We start from the raw sequence: 18,152 nt of genomic DNA on the forward strand, positions 1-18,152 counted from the left end.
AGCTAAAATGTTGAATAATGTGCTCTTTTAATGTAATATTGCACATTGAAATTTATCTAATTATTTTAATATATTAATGGGAGTTGTAAAACATCAAAGCGTCAGGTCTACCATACTGATTTATCTTGGATTTGCGATAGGAGGGATCAACACATTGTTCCTCTTTCCGCATTTTTTTTCTGATGACCAATTCGCATTGACCCGCATGTTTCTGGATATAGGAGTCATACTGGTGCCTTTTTGCACTTTGAGTGTGGGCCCCACCATGAATAAGTTTTACCCTTATTATACCGCGCGGCTTGACGATAAGAAGAATGACATGCTAACATGGGTGGTGGTAGCCACTTTGGTTGGATTCCTGTTATTTGTATTGGGCACTTTTATTTTTAAAGGGTTGATCATCCGGAAGTATTCGAAGAATGCACCTATGTTTCTGGAATATTTCTACCTGCTTTATCCGTTTATGTTGTGTTATGCGCTTTTCTCTGTTATAGAGAACTATAGCTGGACGAAGCATGAAACGGTGGTGCCTAATTTCCTGAAAGAACTGGTGGTGCGCCTTGGAACTACCTTATTGATTGTATTATACCTGTTCAAACTGATCAGTTTTGATTTGTTCCTTTGGTTATTTATATTGATATGGGGAGTTGTGTTGATAGTATTGTTGGGTTATTTGAAAAAGAAGCAGTTGCTGCATTTCAATTTCCAGGTAAGTGGTGTTACCCGGAAGTTATTCAGGCCTATGAGCACTTATTCCCTTTCCTTGCTGGGTGCTACTACGTGTACCCTGCTGGCACAAAATATAGCTCCGCTTATCATTTCCAGTACAGAGGGACTTAAAAATGCGGCTTACCTGAGTATTGCTACATATATGGCTACTCTGATACAGGTGCCGCAGCGCAGTATCTCGGCGATAGCGCTGCCCGTACTGGCACAGGCGTGGGTAGATAAAAATATGGATAAGATTGCTGAGATCTACCAGAAATCTTCTTTATTACAATTGGTTGCAGCACTTTATATTTTCCTGGGGATATGGTTGAATATTGACTGTTTTTTCATGTTATTGCCGCCAGTATACAGTATAGGCAAATATGTATTTCTGTACATGGGTATTTCAAAAGTTATTGATCTGGGTACAGGTGTAAACGCTCAGCTGCTCAGCACTTCGAGGCTTTGGCGATTTGATCTGGTTAGTTCGGTAATATTGATGATCCTGTCCATTCCGTTGAACTACATGTTGATGCGTACTTATGGGCTTGTGGGATCGGGATATGCCGCTCTTTTATCTATGTTTGTTTTTAATACTATTCGTTTTCTGTTTATTTGGAAAAGATTTCATTTGCAACCTTTTACCATGAACACTGTAAAGGCTATAGGAGTGGCAATAGCGGCCTATTGGGGGGGGGGTTGGTTACCATACCTGGGAAATCCTATTATTGATATTATGGGGAGAGCATTGCTCTTTTCTGGTATATTCATTTTTGGCATACTTGCATTACGCGTGTCTGAAGATATCAGTAGTACAGCATATGCTTTCCTGAATAAGATAAGAAGCAGAAAATAAAAATAAAAAATTAAAGGTTTATTTTTTGCTACAGGCTCAATTATAAAAGTGCTAAATATGAATTGTAGATATTGTAATAATCCTTTGGAAGTATATTACGCAGATATGTTTGATAACCGCTATGGTTATCCGGGAACGTATACTATGTGGAAATGTAAAAACTGTGATCATCTTTCACTGGAGGCTAATTTTACACCGGAAATGATTGGGGAGCTCTATTCCAATTATTATCCAAGGAAACACCTGAACCTGGATGATTGGAAACCATACAAGGAAGTGAGTGGATTTATGGCCTGGTTTAAAGGAGAGCGTAGTGCGGCTCATCACTGGGTACCTAAAAATGTACGCATCCTTGATATAGGTTGTGGATTTGGAGAAACACTGGGGTATCACGAAAACAGGGGTTGCGAGGTTTTTGGCGTGGAAGCGGATGATAACATTAAAAGAGTAGCCGATAAATACAGTTTTAATGCTGAAGTGGGCCTGTTTGATCCGGAACATTATCAACCTGACTATTTTGATTATGTAACCATGGCACAGGTGATAGAACACGTTACAGATCCGGTAGTATCTATGAAGGGAATTGCCAAAATACTGAAACCAGGTGGCGTTGCCATTCTTACTACTCCTAATGCCAAAGGCTGGGGAGTGAAGGTGTTCGGTAAAAAGTGGGCGCATTGGCATATCCCTTATCACCTGCATCTATTCTCCAAAAAATCAATGAAAAAATATGCCGCAGAAGCGGGATTGGTACTGGAAAAAGCTATTACTCTTACTAATTCTGAATGGCTGCATTATCAGTGGCTGCACATAGCGGTTTATCCGAAACGAGGCGAAGTATCTGTTTTCTGGACATTGAATGCCGAAAGAACTACTTCGCAAAAGATAAAGATGAAAATTCTCGCAGGTATTCATCGTTTGAAGGTAAATTATGTAATCACAAGATTTTTTGATGCCTTCAATGCGGGTGATAACAGCGTATATTTTTTAAAGAAACCGTTATAATGAGTCCGTTAGTATATATCATATTACCTGTTCACAACAGAAAAGAAATCACCCGTACTTTTATTTCCTGCCTGCTTAAACAGACTTACAGTAGTTATCACCTGGTACTGATAGATGATGGATCTACAGACGGTACTGCGGAGATGGTGACCTCTTATCTGCCTTCCGCCACGATTGTTACCGGTAAGGGCGACTGGTGGTGGGGTGGAAGTTTGCAACAGGGTTATGAGTGGGTGAAGGCAAATGTGACCATACCCACTGATATTGTATTGATAGCAAATGATGATGTTGAATTTGAAGAAAATTACCTGCAAAATGCAGTTGAGTTTGTTCATGAGGCACCGGATGCTTTATTGCTGTCGCAGGCTTACAGTAAACAAACAGGTAAGCTGGAAGATATAGGTGTAGTGGCCAACTGGTACAAGATGACATTTGATCTGGCCAGGAGGAAAGAAGACGTTAATTGTGTTTCTACAAGAGGATTGTTCATGACGGTAGCTGCTTTCATGAAAATAGGCGGATTCAGGCCGGTGATGCTGCCACATTATGGTTCTGACTTTGAATTTACGATACGTGCCCGGAAGAAAGGGTTTAAGTTAACCAGTGATGAACATGTAAGGATATTAATGAATGAAGAAACAACGGGCCTTCATCAGCTGAAAGAAAAATCTCTTCGAAAATATTTGAAGAAAATATTTTCGAAGAGAGCAACAGGTAATCCTGTTTATTTTTCCTTCTTTATTTTACTTTCCTGCCCTGTACTGCTTATTCCTTTTAATCTCTGCCGGGTATGGCTGGGATTTATTAAGAAATTATTTCAGAACATAGGCTGATAACTATTTAACGTTTATATCTCCTTCAAACACCAATGTAGCGGGGCCGCAGAGCCATATATTATCGAAACTGCGTTCGCCGGTTTTGGTGAAACGTACTTCCAGTTGTCCGCCTAAAGTTTGTACAGGTACTACGTATTCTTTTTCTTCCTGACCTGCAAATGTAAGGGCAGCGGCAGTTACGCCGGTTCCGCAGGAATAAGTTTCGTCTTCCACACCTCTTTCGTAAGTACGTACAAAGATGCCGTTTTCAAAATGCTGTACGAAGTTCACGTTGGTGCCATCAGCTGCAAAGCGGTCATTGTAGCGGATTCCACGGCCTTCGTTGAAAACATCTACAGCCTGCACATCTTCCACATATTTCACAAAATGTGGTGAGCCGGTATTAAGGTAATAATATAGCGGACCATGTTCTACAAAGTCTACCTGCTGCATTTTCAGGTTCACCCAGCTGTCGCCGTCCATAGTAGCTGCATGTTCTCCGTCTACTGCAATAAAGTACAGGTTACCATCGCCTACGCCCATTTTATGTGCAAAGGCTGCGAGGCATCTGCCACCATTGCCGCACATGGAGCTTTCACGACCATCTGCGTTGTAGTATTTCATGGCAAAGTCGTAGTCTTCGCTTTTATTGAGCAGCATCAGGCCATCGGCGCCTATGCCAAAGCGACGGTCACACAATTCATTTACCTGTTCGTCTGTTAGCCAGTTGTACTGCCCTTCCCGGTTATCCATGATCACAAAATCATTGCCGGTTCCCTGGTATTTATAAAAGTGTATGCTATTCATGGATACAAAGATAAATGATGAATGGAGAATTATGCAGAGATTTTAGCGGAAGGGAAAGCCTTCGGCCTTTGTCTTTTCTTTATCATGATTAGGCTGATTATTATGATTTTTCTGATTTTATTTCTTTCTGGTCATTCATCCATGCTAATTTTATAAAAGCTTACTATATAGAGATATAAATGTTTTTTAGAAGAAGATAAAATCAGGGTAATCATCTAAATCAGCCTAATCATGGTAAAGAAAAGACAAAGGCCGAAGGCCTGATTGCTTATATTCCTGCAATAATGCCCAATCCTTTTTCGATCAGTGCGGCTACTGCTGCGCCGCCATCTTTACTGAATTCCTTGCGGATGCGGTTGGCTACAATAGCGCTGACAGACAGGCAATGATGCCCCAATACGCGGCCCATACCATAAATGGCGGATGTTTCCATTTCGAAGTTGGTGATGCGATGTTCTTCGTAAGAAAAGCCGGTGAGGTTATCTATGAGATTTGGATTAGATAAGGTACCGCGCAATACCCGTCCCTGTGGGGCATAGAAGCCGGGGCAGGTAACGGTGATGCCTGTATGAAAACCATCTTTAAAATGATTTTGCAGGTGCGCTGCGGCAGCAAACAGGCAAGGGTTGGCGCCACCGGGCTGCAGGAACACCTGTCCGCGGAAGGCCTCCAGGAGCTGTTTTTCGGCGGTTGTATTTTCAAATGCATAGTAGGGCATGAGATTGTCCAGGCCTAAACCATGCGAAGACACTACAAAGCTATCTACCGGAATGCTTTCCTGCAATGCGCCGGAAGTGCCGAGGCGTATGATTTGCAGCGAAGTAAGTTCAGGTTTGATGAGCCTGGTTTCGAAATCAATATTTACCAGTGCATCCAGTTCGTTGAGTACAATATCGATATTATCTGTACCGATACCTGTAGATACTACAGATATGCGTTTGTTGCCAATATAGCCGGTATGTGTAACAAATTCGCGGTGTTGAAATTTGCTTTCTATTTTATCAAAGTGTTTGCTGACAGACCCTACACGATCCGGGTCACCTACCGTGATGATGGTATGTGCCAGTTCGTCTGGCCGTACATCCAGGTGGTACACCGCTCCACGGCTGTTGATGATCAGTTCTGATTCTGCTATACGTTTATCCATTGTATTAATTTTTATATTTCACAAATCAACATTCCGGTTTCGGTCCTCAATATTCCTTCGTTCTGGTATATTATCAAAATATTTTTTCAGATATTTTTTAAATAATATTTGGTGGTAATCAGAAAATTGCTACTTTTGCAATCCCACAAAACGAATGAAATGTACGCCGGTGGGTAGGAAGGCAAGCATTACAAAAGAGATGGTTTCGTGGCCGAGTGGCTAGGCAGAGGTCTGCAAAACCTCGTACAGCGGTTCGAATCCGCTCGAAACCTCCCAAATAAAAAGCCTTCTGAATTCAGAAGGCTTTTTGCGTTTTGTATAGAACCAAAAAGAAGTGGTTATGATAGAGATCATAAAAGTAACCGCCGAAGATGCCAGACACCTGGAACAGGTGAAGCTACTTTTCCGCGAATATGCCAATTGGTTAAATGTTGACCTTAGTTCTCAGCAGTTTGAAGAAGAGTTGGCACACTTACCTGGTGTGTATGTACCACCAGCCGGTGCGTTGTTCCTGGCAACGGTAGACGGACAGGTAGCAGGCTGTGTGGCCGTCCGGACATTTGACAACAGTACTGCAGAAATGAAGCGTCTTTTTGTAAAAGATACTTTTAAAGGTCACGGTGTAGGAAAAGCATTGGTAAGCAATGCTATAGAAGAGAGCAAAAAGCTGGGTTATAAGCGCATTATCCTGGATACACTGGCACATATGCGTCCGGCCATAGAATTGTATACCTCTTTAGGATTTCAGCCCATTGCAGCCTATTATGATAATCCTCTCAGTGATGCGGTATATCTTTCGTTAAATATTGAACCGGTATTATAGGATTAAATGGATTAACCTGCTGCGTGTTATGTTGTTAATCCACTCAATCCCATAATAATGGTCGCTACAGGGGTCTGATCCAGATATTCCTGAAACTCGCCGGATTGCCATGATCCTGCAGTGCGATGGATTTTTTTGTTTGTAGAAGCTGCCGGCCTGTCCGTTTGAGTAAGTACGGTTGTAATATTTAAGTAGATAAAGCTATTTTATTTTTCGTTTATCCGATCACGTTAGGCAGCTTATAGCCGTTGTGGTAAGGTGCTGCTAAAAATTTATTAGCATCATTATCGGTGAACTGACCTTTTTGATTATCCCAGTATATTTTTTTGCCGGTGCGGTAGGCGATATTGCCCATTTGCGCCGTGGTGGCTATTAACGCGCCTACCTGAACCGGTGCATGTAAGTCGCTCAGACTACGGGATTTAACTACTTCCACAAAATTTTTAGTGTGCAGATCGAGGCCGTTGTCTACAGATTTTTGTCTGCTTATACCTTCCATTTTACCTTTTTCGGGGATCACTTCCCAGCCGCCACGGTCCAGCACAAGCGTACCATTATTACCAATAAAGGCAATACCATGATCGCGGCCATAAGGGCCCCCATCAATGCCTGTGGCTTGTTCCCACTGTATATTGAAATGATCATATTCATAAACGGTGGTGAGGGTATCAGGTGTTTCAGCGGCATCATCGGGATAAGCAAATTTTCCACCTGCTGCCATTACTGATTTTGGTGCGCCGGCTTTCATGCCCAGCAGTGCATAGTCTAACAGGTGTACGCCCCAGTCGGTCATTAAGCCACCGGCATAATCCCAGTACCACCGGAAATTAAAGTGAAAACGGTTTTCGTTGAAAGGACGTGTGGTAGCTGGTCCCAGCCATGATTTGTAATCAACGCCTGCAGGAGGAGTAGAGTCTGGTTTTACAGGAATAGATTTCATCCAGCCCATGTACGCCCACGCTTTTACAAGTCGTACTTGTCCGAGTTTGCCGGAGTGTACAAAGTCGATCGCATCTTTAAAATGCTGCTGGCTACGCTGCCACTGGCCTACCTGTACTGCGCGGCTGTGTTTTTGTTGTGCAGCTACCATAGCGCGGCATTCTATGATGGAGTTGCCCATAGGCTTCTCTACATATACATCTTTACCTGCGGAGCAGGCATCTGTCATTTGTAAACAATGCCAGTGGTCGGGTGTACCAATGATAACCGCATCAATATTTTTATCTTCCAGCAACTTACGGTAATCACTATACGCTTTTACCCTGATACCTTTTTGCGACAACTCTGCCACACGTTTGTCCAATACGTTTTTGTCCACGTCGCACAGGGCAACGCATTGTGCAGCAGGATTTTTCAGCATAGCGGTGAGGTCAGACCAGCCCATGCCATTGATGCCGATAGCGGCAATATTGAGCCGATCGCTGGCCGCTACCGACCTGAGCGGCAACGCCTGCAGTGATGCCGGTAAAGCGGACACCAGGCCTGCTCCAGCCATGAGCGTGGATGCAGAGCGGATAAAGTTTCTACGGGAATGATTCATGTAATAAAACGTTTTGTGGAATTGTGGAATTGACACTTAATAATACAAAATAGGCAAAATTATTAAGAAGAAAGAGTGTTTGTCTTTCTCCCGATTAGGCTGATTATACTGATTACTCTGATTTTCTTTTTTGATTTTGAAAAGATTAGCGGAGATTTTAGCGGATATTGTCTGAACCAGGATTTTTAGGATTGAATAGATTACCCTGATGGGTGCCGAAGATCTTAGCGGGTATTATCTGAACTATGATTTTTATGATTAGTATGATGATCCTGATTAGTGAAGATATTCGCGTATATCTTCCAAATAAACAATATAACATCCATCAGGGTAATCTATTCAATCCTAAAAATCCTGGTTCAGACAATATCCGCTAAGATCTTCGCTAATCAGGATCATCATACTAATCATAAAAATCATAGTTCAGACAATACCCGCTAAAATCTCCGCTAATCTTTTCAAAATCAAAAAATAAAATCAGGGTAATCAGTATAATCAGCCTAATCGGGAGAAAGACAACACCCGCGTTAGAAATTATCTTCTTCCGGCTCTTCGCCACCCATATTAAAATTCATCATAGTGCCTAACAGGTCACTGAAGCGGGTTTCATTTTCCACCACTTTTTTACTGATGAGGGAGTAGGAGGAGAGTCCGTGCAGCACAAACTCCATGAGCAGCAAGGCTTCGCGGTTGTTGGCTTTAGGGAAGAGTGCTTTCACCAGTTCTTTTAATCCTTCTACTTTGGTGAGCAGGGTATCGTATTGTTTGTCACTGATGTCTTGTAGCAGCTGTACTGAGTTGCCTTTGTCGAACCACTGGATGACGCTACGGTAGGGGTTTTCAGTGGGTGCGGTCTGTTTCTTTTTCTTGAAAGAATCCGGGTTTGGAAAGTAAGCAGCAAAGAGGGTACGAATGGATTTGTCGAGCAGGTTATGTGCTACCTGCAGCGGGCCCTCCTGTTCGCCTTCATATACCAGTTCTATTTTTCCTGTGATAGCTGGTATGATAGCCTGGAGATCTGCAATGCGCACATGTGTCTCCTTTTCTTTATTGAGGATAGCACGACGTTCGCCGGCACTGACCGCATTCTCGTACGCAGCAATAGTCAGGCGGGCAGAGACGCCGCTTTTTTTGTCTACGTATTCGCTGTTGCGCGCTTCAAATGACACTTGTTCGATGAGGCGTTTTACCATATCAGCAATCTGTACTTTGCTGAGTTGTTCCTCGTGGATATCGGCTTCCTGTTCTGTGATGAGCAGGGAGTTTTCGATGCTTTTTGGGTAGTGTGTAATGATCTGGCTTTCTATCCTGTCTTTCAGCGGTGTTACAATAGCACCGCGATTCGTATAGTCTTCCGGGTTAGCGGTGAATACAAACAGGATATCCAGTGGCATCCTTACTTTGAAGCCCCTGATCTGTATATCGCCTTCCTGCAGGATGTTGAACAAGGATACTTGTATACGTGCCTGGAGATCGGGGAGTTCGTTGATGACGAAGATACCGCGATTGGAGCGGGGAATGATACCAAAGTGGATCACTCTTTCATCTGCGTAGCTGAGTTTCAGGTTAGCTGCTTTGATAGGATCAATATCGCCAACGAGATCGGCCACAGAAACATCCGGTGTGGCCAGCTTTTCACCATAGCGCTCGCTGCTGTGCAGCCAGGAGATAGGTGTTTTATCGCCTTTTTCTGCAATCAGGTCGCGGGCATAACGGGAGAGTGGCTTAAACGGATCATCATTTACTTCAGAGCCTTCCACGATAGGGATGTATTCATCCAGAAGGTCGGTCATTTGCCTGGCCATGCGCGTTTTCGCTTGTCCGCGTAAGCCCAGGAAAAGAATGTTATGTCTTGATAGCAGTGCTCTTTCGGTATCCGGAATCACGGTATCTTCATATCCGACGATGCCGGGGAAAGTAGTTTCTTTTTGTTTTAATTTTTTGATCAGGTTGCGTCTGATCTCTTCTTTTACGGAGATAGGTTTATAGCCACTTTTTTTTAGCTCGCCTAACGTTTTTATGCTTGTATCCATTCTGATGCAAATTTCTTATGACTAATAAATCAGGTTTAAAAGAATTTCTTCTTACCGCTTTCAAAATCGCGGAAGAGGAAGGAACCGAGGTTGTTTGTGCCTGAAAAGAAGGCTTTACCGTTATTGGTTTCGGTAAATTCCTGTACGAACTTTTGCAACCAGGGATCGGTGGCCACCATGAAGGTGGTAATAGGTATTTTTAATTTTTTGCACTGTGCCGCGAGGTTCAGGGTGCGGTTCAGTATTTTACGATCCAGGCCGAAGCTGTTTTTATAGTATTGAGATCCTATTTTCAGGCAGGTGGGTTTGCCATCTGTGATCATGAAGATCTGCTTGTTAGGATTGCGCCGGCGGCGGAGCAGGTCCATAGCCAGTTCCAGGCCAGCCACCGTATTGGTATGAAAAGGACCCACTTCCAGGTAAGGAAGGTCTTTGATCTCTATCTGCCAGGCATCATTGCCGAATACAATAATATCGAGGGTATCTTTTGGATACCGGGTAGTAATGAGTTCTGCGAGTGCCATGGCCACCTTTTTGGCGGGTGTGATCCTGTCTTCCCCATATAAAATCATGGAATGGGAAATATCGATCATCAGGGCAGTAGATGTTTGGGTTTTGAAGTCCGTTTCCTTTACCTCCAGGTCGTCCTGGCTGATAGAGAAACTATCGATGCCATGATTGATCTGTGCATTACGGATGGAGGCAGTAATATCCAGCTGATCCACGCCATCGCCAAATTCAAAGGGGCGTGTTTCGGCATTGAGTTCATCGCCCATACCGGATTTGCGGATATTATGATTGCCGGTAGTTGTTTTTTTCAGCTTGCCGAAAATCTCTTCCAGGGCATTTTTGCGGATGGTTTGTTCCGTTTTGGAAGTGATTTCTATCTTGCCGTTGTCTTCGTTCTCACGAATGTAGCCTTTGTCTTTCAGCTCCTGTATAAAGTCGCCGATCCCATAATCTTTATCAGTAAGATTATATTCCTTATCCAGCTCTGTGAGCCATTGTAGCGCTTCTGAAACATCTCCACTGGTGTAGGTGAGGAGTTGGCTGAAAAGATCCAGTAGCTTCTGGAAAGGTGGTTTTCTGTTTTCGTCCGGGTTGAACCTGGTAAATGATATTCCTCTCATAGCACATCTTCTAAACTAAAATTAAGCAAAATGTATGAAAGGTGGTTTTGTCTTTCTCCCGATTAGGCTGATTAAACTGATTACCATGATTTTCTTTTTTTTGATTTTGAAAGATTTTAAAAGATTAGCGAAGACCAGAGCAGGTATTATACGCTTTGATCTTCGCTAATCTTTTAAAATCAGTAAAATAAAATCGGGGAATCAGTTTAATCAGCCTAATCGGGAGAAAGATAAAATCACCCTTCAGCTTGCATTTTATCTTGAAACTAACTACTTTCAATCATCAAAAAAATATCTATATGAAAAAACTGAGAAATGCATTGATGCTGGCAGGTGGGTTAGCGGTTGCATTGTTTGCAAAATCTGCTACTGCGCAAAGCAGGGCGGATGCATTGGGCTGGAAGCTGGGTGCGCAGGCCTGGACATTCAATCATTTTACGCTGGCAGAGGCACTGGACAAAATGGATAGCTGTGGGATCCAGTACGTGGAAGCTTTCCCCGGACAAGTGATTGGTGGTGGTATTGAGGGTAAATTTGATTACCACATGTCGCCTGAAAAACAGGAACAGGTAAAAAGTTTGTTTAAGAAAAAACACAAAGTGCTGATGGCGTTTGGTGTGGTAGTACCTGAATCAGCGGCAGAATGGCGCATCCTGTTTGATTTTGCCAACAGAATGGGGATTCAGAGCATCACTTCTGAGCCACAGGCAGAATACCTGGACCTGATTTCTTCTTTGTGCGATCAGTTCCAGATTAAACTGGCTATCCATGATCATCCTAAACCCAGTCATTACTGGAATCCTGAGACGGTTTTGGCTGCTATTAAAGGCAGAAGCAAGTTAATGGGTGCATGTGCTGATATCGGCCACTGGGTGCGTTCAGGTTTAGATCCGGTAGAGTGTCTGAAGAAACTGGATGGTCATATTATGAGTTTACATTTTAAAGATCTGAATGAGAAAACTCCTGAAGGTCATGATGTAGTTTGGGGTAATGGTGTTTGCCAGATTGCTAAAGTGATGGAAACCCTGAAGAACCAGCATTTCAAAGGTTTATTTTCTGCTGAATACGAATACAACTGGGATTACAATGTGCCTGAAGTAAAGGCCAGTGCAGCGTTTTGGAGAACTATTGTAAGTAATCTTTAAATAATTACGAATTACGGAGTTGTGGGGAGATCATATTTAAGATATATGCTAAGGTCTTCGCTTATAACCGTAATTCGCAATTCGTAATTTCCATCAAAAGAAAAGCCCATGCCAACCGGCATGGGCTTTTCTTTTGATGGCAGTGTGACTACTTTCCGGAATCCCGTACTGCATTTACGGCAGCGTTGGAATCTTCCTGTGTATCCACTTGTATCATGCCTTCTTTATTTCTTTTGGTACCATTTACACCAAAGTCATTTTTCATTTGATTGAGCCAACCAATGAACTGTTGTGCATTCTGGCCATCGCGTTGTAAGTCGTTGGTTACTTTGCTGGCAGGCAGTGCGCTGTAGTAGCGTAACTGTTGCTCACAGTCTTTAATGATTTTGTTAGCCAGTTCATCTGCTCTCTTGGCATCACCTACCATATAGTAAGCGTATACTGTTTGAATAGATGTGTAGTTGTGCATGTTACCTGGTGTAGTCATGGCATACGGGAAGTTAGTTTCCAGGATGTTTTTATCCATGTAACGCAGCACATTCAACGCACTGTCTTTGCTTTTGCCTTCCTGTGTCATTGCCACAGCGAGTTTTGTATAAGCCTGACGCAGGTACAATACCATTTTCCTGTTTGGTTCATCGAAGTAAGTGCCTTTTGTTTGTGCACCACCAAACTCAAATTTATGCATCAGGTTATCATACATCACACCTACGTTGGCGTTGATTTCCATGTTTAACGGATCGGACGCTGTTGATTTAGGCAACGGCACCAGGTGATAAGCCAGACCGTCTGTTTGCAGGTAATCGTTCAGGCCAAGGTCGGTAGGACTGGTAAAGTAGATAGGTCTTTTCCAGTTGTTGGCTGAAATGATATCATAAACAGCGAGATCATTTTTCAGCAGGTAGTTTTTGGTAACCTTGAAAGGCAGTGATGGTAATACTTTTGCACTGTCTTTCGCAGCCACTACACCGTATTTCATGATAGCATCCTTGTCTACCGGAATAAACAGCTGACGGGTAGGGAGGAAGTTTTCTGAACCACCATCCTGTGTTGTTACTTTACTGTTAGCATCATCGCTTCCCATGAAGGTCATGATCTCTTTCAGGTTAAAGTATTTATCTGCTGGAATATTTCCCGGATCGAAGAAGCGGATATAGTTGCGGTTTTCGCCACGGTATTTATCAGCAGCCCAGTTCATTTGAATGGCCGGGCTTTGGTTTACCGTTTTGCGTGCCTGGTCGATGTACCAGTCAACACCCAGGAGACTCAGGTTAATTACCCTGATATCCGGACGAATGCCTTCTACTTCCTGTGCATACCAAAGCGGATAAGTATCATTATCACCTACGGTAAACAGGATCGCATCTTTTTGACAGGATTCCAGGTAATCTTTCGCCACATCTCTTGCTACGGTTTTGGTAGAACGATCATGATCGTCCCATTCCTGTGCTGCCATGAGTACCGGTACAGCCAGTAAGCAGATAGCAGTAGCGATAACTGGAGAGAGTGCGCTCTTTGTTTTCTTTTTCAGGAAGTTGTACACAGAGAGTACGCCCAGGCCAATCCAGATAGCATATGCATAGAAAGATCCTACATAGGCGTAATCACGTTCACGTGGCTGATTACCGGCCTGATTCAGGTAGATGATAATAGCGAAACCTGTAAAGAAGAACAGCAGCGATACGATGAGGGTATCTTTGCGATGATTATTATATTGATAGAAGAAACCGAGTAAACCGAGGATAAACGGCAGGAAGAACAGGGTGTTGTGTGCCTTGTTTTCCTTGAGGCTATCCGGCATGAGGGACTGGTCGCCGTAAATGAAATTATCAATAAACGGAATACCGGAGATCCAGTTACCATCGCGTACGTTACCGTAACCTTCAGTATCATTTTGCTTACCGGCAAAGTTCCACATGAAGTAACGGAAGTACATGAAGTTTACCTGGTATTGCAGGAAGAATTTAACGTTGTCGGCATAAGAAGGTTTTTCGCCTTGCTTTAATCCCAGCCAGGTGCGGTAGTATTCCGCATGGCCCTGATCATTGCTGGCATCCCATACACGTGGGAAGAGCATCATGTCTTCCGCTGCATAAACAGGATCCATTTTCTTACCGGCTACTTCATATTTTTTAGCGCCACGGGCGTAGATATTGCCGCCTTCTTTATATTCAGTAGGATGGGCAGTGAATACCTGGCCATATATCAGCGGGAAATCGCCATATTGTTCACGACCGAGGTAACCCACCAGTGAAATCGGGTTATCTACGTTATACATATCTACCGAAGGATTGGCAGTAGAACGTACCATGGTAGTGATATAGGTAGAATAACCGAGCAACATAAACACCACGAACGAAATCGTCAGGCGGCTGAAATGTGTTGTCTTAGCGATATCCATCTGTACCCCCAGTGTTTTAAGGATAGTGGGTATAAGCAGGAAGAGTGCCGCCAGTAATATTTTAAAGAAGATTACACCACCGCTGGTATCATTAAATGCAGGTACCACGATAATAGTAGCAATCACTATAAACGGAGCATATAAGCCGAATTTTGGTTTTATGTAGCCAAAGATCAGTATCGCCAGGATAAGAACGAAATAGAAGGTAAATCCGGAGAAATAGCTCATTCCGAGGGAGTTTACGAAGAACACATCCATGTAACCGGATGCTTTCACCGTATCCTGAATGAGGTATTTCTGTACCAGGCCTGTTATACCGCAACCTACTACAAAAGCCCAGAAGGTACCCCAATTGGTTACTTTAAAGCGTTTGAAATAGTATACCATTACCATGGCCGGTATAGTCAGGAGGTTGAGCAGATGCACACCAATAGAGAGTCCGAGGAGGTAACCGATCAATACGATCCAGCGATCGGCATAAGGTTGATCGGCTTCGTGTTCCCATTTCAGGATAGCCCAGAATACAATGGCTGTAAAGAAAGAGGACATACCATATACTTCACCTTCCACAGCGGAAAACCAGAAGGAATCGGAAAAGGTGTAAGCCAATGCGCCTACAGCACCCGCGCCCATGATAGCGATCATTTTTTCGCGGGTAATCTCTTCACCGGCTTTTGTCATCAGCTTGCGGGCAAAGTGTGTAATAGTCCAGAACAGGAACAGGATAGTGAAACCACTGGCCAGTGCCGTCATCGTGTTCACGCCCAGCGCAGCCTGGGTTGGTGACAGGAACATAGTAAACAATCTTCCAAGCAGCACGAACAAGGGCGCTCCAGGTGGATGGGGAATCTGTACTTTGTAAGCACTTGAAATAAACTCACCGCAGTCCCATAAGCTGCCTGTAGCCTCCATTGTCTTAATGTAAACAAAGCAGGCAATGATGCAGATGACCCAGCCGACCATGTTGTTGGTCCTTTTAAAATTCATAAGGTTGTTTTAAGGTCCGACAAAAATATAAAAAACAGCAAATTATGCTAATCTGTCGAACAGTTTTAACTTTTTGTAAATATCTTTTTAGCTGTTAGCTATTAGTATTGAGCTTTTAGTCCCTCCGTTGGGTGTTGCCGGTAAGATTAAAAAAGGATTAGAATCCGGAGGCTGATAGCTAAGTGCTAAAGGCTCACGGCTGTTTCCACCGTCCATGCCGCAGGTTTGGCATTAAACAGCACTTTGGTGGCGGCCCAGGTTTCGTGGAAGAGATCTGAGCTACGATACGCTTCCAGTGTGGCTTCCGACTCCCATTTGCTGAAAGTGAAGAAGGTATTCCCGGAGGCGGGGTGTTCCCAGAGTTCCAGATGCAGGCATCCGGGAAAATGGCGGATAAGATTTTGTTGACGTGAAAAAAGATCCCGGAAGGTTGGTACGTTTCCCGGTTCAAATTCCATTTTTACGATACGGTTGATCATTGAAAAATTATTCTTACAGTTTGATAGTAGGAGAGTTGCTGGTAGCCGGAAGGCTGGGTAAGCTGATCGCGCCGGAATCCCTGCAGACCAAAAAGACCTGCCGCATTTCCTTTGTTGATAGCAATTTCCAGGTAGCCCGCTGCATTGAAGAGGGCCAGTTTCTGGCCTTCGGGTACATCGGCATACGTTTCGCTGATCTGGCTGATCACTTCATCCCTGCGGAAGAAGATGCGGAAGCGACGTTTTTTGCACTGGGCATCAAATTGTTCGCGGGTGATGTTTACCACTACATTTTCGAAGCTGTCGATGTGGATGATTTGTCCTTCGATGAAATCATCGCCTACCAGTGGTTGCAGGTTGTTTTTTACGTTGATGCTTTGTGTTAATGGTCCCAGTTCACCTAATGCTTTGCCGCGACTTAACTCGCGCGCAGCAGAAGCCAGCAGGTGAATGATGGTGAATGTATTTTTAGGAGCATTTTTATCCAGTGGGATCTTGATGACCTTTTCCGGCATGCCGCCGGCAATCATGGTCAGCAGGCCGTTATCGGCGCAGCCGATATATTGACCGTTATGTTCAGCTACCAGTACATGATCCGGACGCCGGTCGAACAAATTGATCAGAACAAAATGGAACGTACCCAGCGGGAAGTAAGCGAAGGCACTTTTGCAGATATAAGTAGCTTGTGGTAAGTTAAAAGGGCTGATGTGATGGGTGATATCCGTAACATGACATTCCGGGCAGTATTGCCAGAGCTGCCCTTTGATGGCACCTACCAGGTAATCCTGCATTCCTATATCTGATGTTAATGTTATGATGGACATGCCAAAAAATCTAAATCCAAATCCCGATGCTCAAAACCCACAATTCAAATCCCGTCCTCACTTTTCGACCCGCTTTATCACATTCGAATGGCAAACTAATCGTTGCGCTTTCCTTCCAAAAAGGATGCCATGGGGTTATGTGACTGAAAACTAAATGCAAATAAAGACAAAAAACCCGATGAGATCGTATTTTAAAGTAATTTTTTACAGTACAACCGTTACTAACGTTAACGGCTAAGGTGAAATAATTGTTTACTTATTGTAGCGGAGAACCTGGTTCTTTCTTAAAGTGATTGTATACCAAACCATCCAGCATGCCAGGAAACAGTTTGCTCAGTAATACCGTCAGCTTGCCCTGAGAAGTAAGTACGAGTGTACGTTTACGTTTTACAATTGCCTTTGCGATGGCCGTAGCTACTGCTTCTGCACTCATCAGCTTATCTTCGCTCAGCGGTGTTTCACTCTGTGCCTGACCTTGCGGGTTAAGCGCGGTATTACGTATATTCGACGACGTGAATCCGGGACATACCCACATCACGTTAACGCCTGTATGTAAATTTTCTGTGCGCAATGCTTCCAGGAATCCCTGCATAGCAAACTTGGATGCGGAATAGCCCGTACGTGCCGGGAGTCCTCTGTAACCAGCGATGGAAGATACACCAACAATAGTTCCTTTGCTGGCAAGAATAGCCGGATAAGCAAATTTGGTACAATATACCGTTCCCCAGAAATTGATATCCATCAGCGATTTCAACACACTTATATCCAGATCGCGGAACATAGCCCGCATAGAAATTCCCGCGTTATTGATGAGTATATCTATTTTACCAAATTTCGCTATCGTACTTTCGATGAATGATTTGCAATCCGCTTCCACACTTACATCTGCTACGAAAGTAAATAAAGCAGCATTATTGATTTCATGATGTAAAGCATCGAGCGCAGCTTGTTTTCTGCCACATACTGCTACTGTGGCACCTTGCGCCAATAGTTCCGTTACCAGTGCTTTTCCAATTCCTGATGATCCACCAGTGATGACAACAGTCTTATTTTGAAAGTACGTTTTCATGGGTATATTTTGCCACACAAAAATAGGTGAGAAGATGATAGTAACAGCATTTTATTACAGGATAGTTACATAAATGTAATGAAGGTACATCGCTGATTTTAGCTTGTAATGCTTTGTGGGAGATGGTTTACGAGTTTTTTAGAATAAAAATTTGGTTAGAAATAAATTATTCCTATTTTTGCAGCCGCTTAACAGCAAACGATTCCCTAGCTCAGTTGGTAGAGCAATACACTTTTAATGTATGGGTCTTGGGTTCGAGTCCCAAGGGGATCACAACAAAGAAAATAAACAGTGTCAAAGCCGCATAAATCGTAGGATTTACGCGGCTTTTCTGCTTTTGGGATATTAAGGTAAACTACATCAAACGAATCTGAAAGGATACA

General features: G+C 43.4%; 15 protein-coding genes and 2 tRNA genes. 7 read left to right on the top strand and 10 right to left on the bottom strand.

The features are described 5' to 3' along the window. The first annotated feature begins 76 nt into the window (after positions 1 to 76). The 3 genes from CLV51_RS22680 to CLV51_RS22690 are packed head-to-tail and all read left to right on the top strand — an operon-like array spanning position 77 to position 3,402. Complete coding sequence (locus CLV51_RS22680) at positions 77 to 1,564, top strand: lipopolysaccharide biosynthesis protein (protein ID WP_106530370.1); 1,488 nt, start codon at positions 77 to 79, stop codon at positions 1,562 to 1,564. Positions 1,565 to 1,621: 57 nt separating this feature from the next. Beyond that, positions 1,622 to 2,569: a class I SAM-dependent methyltransferase gene (locus tag CLV51_RS22685; RefSeq protein WP_106530371.1), complete on the top strand. Its 948-nt coding sequence runs from the start codon at positions 1,622 to 1,624 to the stop codon at positions 2,567 to 2,569. Further along, entirely contained in the window at positions 2,569 to 3,402 is an 834-nt protein-coding gene (locus CLV51_RS22690; RefSeq protein WP_106530372.1) for a glycosyltransferase family 2 protein, read from the top strand. Before CLV51_RS22685 ends, CLV51_RS22690 begins: the two co-directional genes overlap by 1 nt. A gap of 3 nt (positions 3,403 to 3,405) precedes the next feature. Here the strand turns inward: CLV51_RS22690 and dapF are convergent, their stop codons facing one another. Beyond that, on the bottom strand, positions 3,406 to 4,191 hold the full coding sequence (gene dapF / locus CLV51_RS22695; protein ID WP_106530373.1) for a diaminopimelate epimerase: 786 nt from the start codon (positions 4,189 to 4,191) through the stop codon (positions 3,406 to 3,408). Between the two features lie 268 nt (positions 4,192 to 4,459). Next, entirely contained in the window at positions 4,460 to 5,338 is an 879-nt protein-coding gene (locus tag CLV51_RS22700; protein ID WP_106530374.1) for a nucleoside phosphorylase, read from the bottom strand. A gap of 201 nt (positions 5,339 to 5,539) precedes the next feature. On the opposite strand from CLV51_RS22700, the gene CLV51_RS22705 reads away from it, so the two are divergent. Together CLV51_RS22705 and CLV51_RS22710 are read left to right on the top strand one after the other, a co-directional pair. Next, a tRNA-Cys gene (locus CLV51_RS22705) sits at positions 5,540 to 5,610 on the top strand. Between the two features lie 68 nt (positions 5,611 to 5,678). Beyond that, complete coding sequence (locus CLV51_RS22710) at positions 5,679 to 6,161, top strand: GNAT family N-acetyltransferase (RefSeq protein WP_106530375.1); 483 nt, start codon at positions 5,679 to 5,681, stop codon at positions 6,159 to 6,161. Positions 6,162 to 6,225: 64 nt separating this feature from the next. Here the strand turns inward: CLV51_RS22710 and CLV51_RS29945 are convergent, their stop codons facing one another. From CLV51_RS29945 to CLV51_RS22725, 4 genes are all read right to left on the bottom strand, one after another. After that, positions 6,226 to 6,348 (bottom strand): 3-keto-alpha-glucoside-1,2-lyase-like domain-containing protein, encoded by a 123-nt coding sequence (locus tag CLV51_RS29945; protein ID WP_425430496.1) that lies wholly within the window; start codon positions 6,346 to 6,348, stop codon positions 6,226 to 6,228. A gap of 30 nt (positions 6,349 to 6,378) precedes the next feature. Continuing rightward, complete coding sequence (locus tag CLV51_RS22715; RefSeq protein ID WP_106530376.1) at positions 6,379 to 7,701, bottom strand: Gfo/Idh/MocA family protein; 1,323 nt, start codon at positions 7,699 to 7,701, stop codon at positions 6,379 to 6,381. A gap of 527 nt (positions 7,702 to 8,228) precedes the next feature. Continuing rightward, positions 8,229 to 9,734, bottom strand: a complete 1,506-nt coding sequence (locus tag CLV51_RS22720; RefSeq protein WP_106530377.1) for a magnesium chelatase ATPase subunit I — start codon at positions 9,732 to 9,734, stop codon at positions 8,229 to 8,231. 35 nt (positions 9,735 to 9,769) lie between these two features. Beyond that, positions 9,770 to 10,864 (bottom strand): vWA domain-containing protein, encoded by a 1,095-nt coding sequence (locus tag CLV51_RS22725; RefSeq protein ID WP_106530378.1) that lies wholly within the window; start codon positions 10,862 to 10,864, stop codon positions 9,770 to 9,772. A 299-nt stretch (positions 10,865 to 11,163) separates the two neighbouring features. On the opposite strand from CLV51_RS22725, the gene CLV51_RS22730 reads away from it, so the two are divergent. Beyond that, a complete protein-coding gene (locus tag CLV51_RS22730) occupies positions 11,164 to 12,009 on the top strand; it encodes a sugar phosphate isomerase/epimerase family protein (RefSeq protein WP_106530379.1) in 846 nt (281 codons plus the stop codon). Positions 12,010 to 12,157: 148 nt separating this feature from the next. On the opposite strand, the gene CLV51_RS22735 is transcribed toward CLV51_RS22730, so the two are convergent. The 4 genes from CLV51_RS22735 to CLV51_RS22750 all read right to left on the bottom strand — a co-directional run bounded on the left by CLV51_RS22735 (position 12,158) and on the right by CLV51_RS22750 (position 17,769). Then, positions 12,158 to 15,397 carry a glycosyltransferase family 117 protein gene (locus tag CLV51_RS22735; RefSeq protein WP_106530380.1) on the bottom strand — a complete coding sequence of 1,080 codons (3,240 nt, stop codon included), beginning with the start codon at positions 15,395 to 15,397 and terminating at the stop codon, positions 12,158 to 12,160. 185 nt (positions 15,398 to 15,582) lie between these two features. Then, the gene (locus CLV51_RS22740; protein WP_106530381.1) at positions 15,583 to 15,876 is read right to left on the bottom strand and encodes a putative quinol monooxygenase; all 294 of its coding nucleotides are present in this window, start codon (positions 15,874 to 15,876) and stop codon (positions 15,583 to 15,585) included. Beyond that, entirely contained in the window at positions 15,873 to 16,700 is an 828-nt protein-coding gene (locus CLV51_RS22745; protein ID WP_106530382.1) for an SAM hydrolase/SAM-dependent halogenase family protein, read from the bottom strand. The genes CLV51_RS22740 and CLV51_RS22745 overlap by 4 nt, the downstream gene beginning before the upstream one ends. A gap of 256 nt (positions 16,701 to 16,956) precedes the next feature. Beyond that, on the bottom strand, positions 16,957 to 17,769 hold the full coding sequence (locus CLV51_RS22750) for an SDR family oxidoreductase (protein WP_106530383.1): 813 nt from the start codon (positions 17,767 to 17,769) through the stop codon (positions 16,957 to 16,959). A gap of 200 nt (positions 17,770 to 17,969) precedes the next feature. Between CLV51_RS22750 and CLV51_RS22755 the strand changes: the two genes are divergently transcribed. After that, positions 17,970 to 18,042, top strand: a tRNA-Lys gene (locus tag CLV51_RS22755). Positions 18,043 to 18,152 lie beyond the last annotated feature (110 nt).

It is taken from the genome of Chitinophaga niastensis (assembly GCF_003014755.1).
GTDB lineage: Bacteria > Bacteroidota > Bacteroidia > Chitinophagales > Chitinophagaceae > Chitinophaga > Chitinophaga niastensis.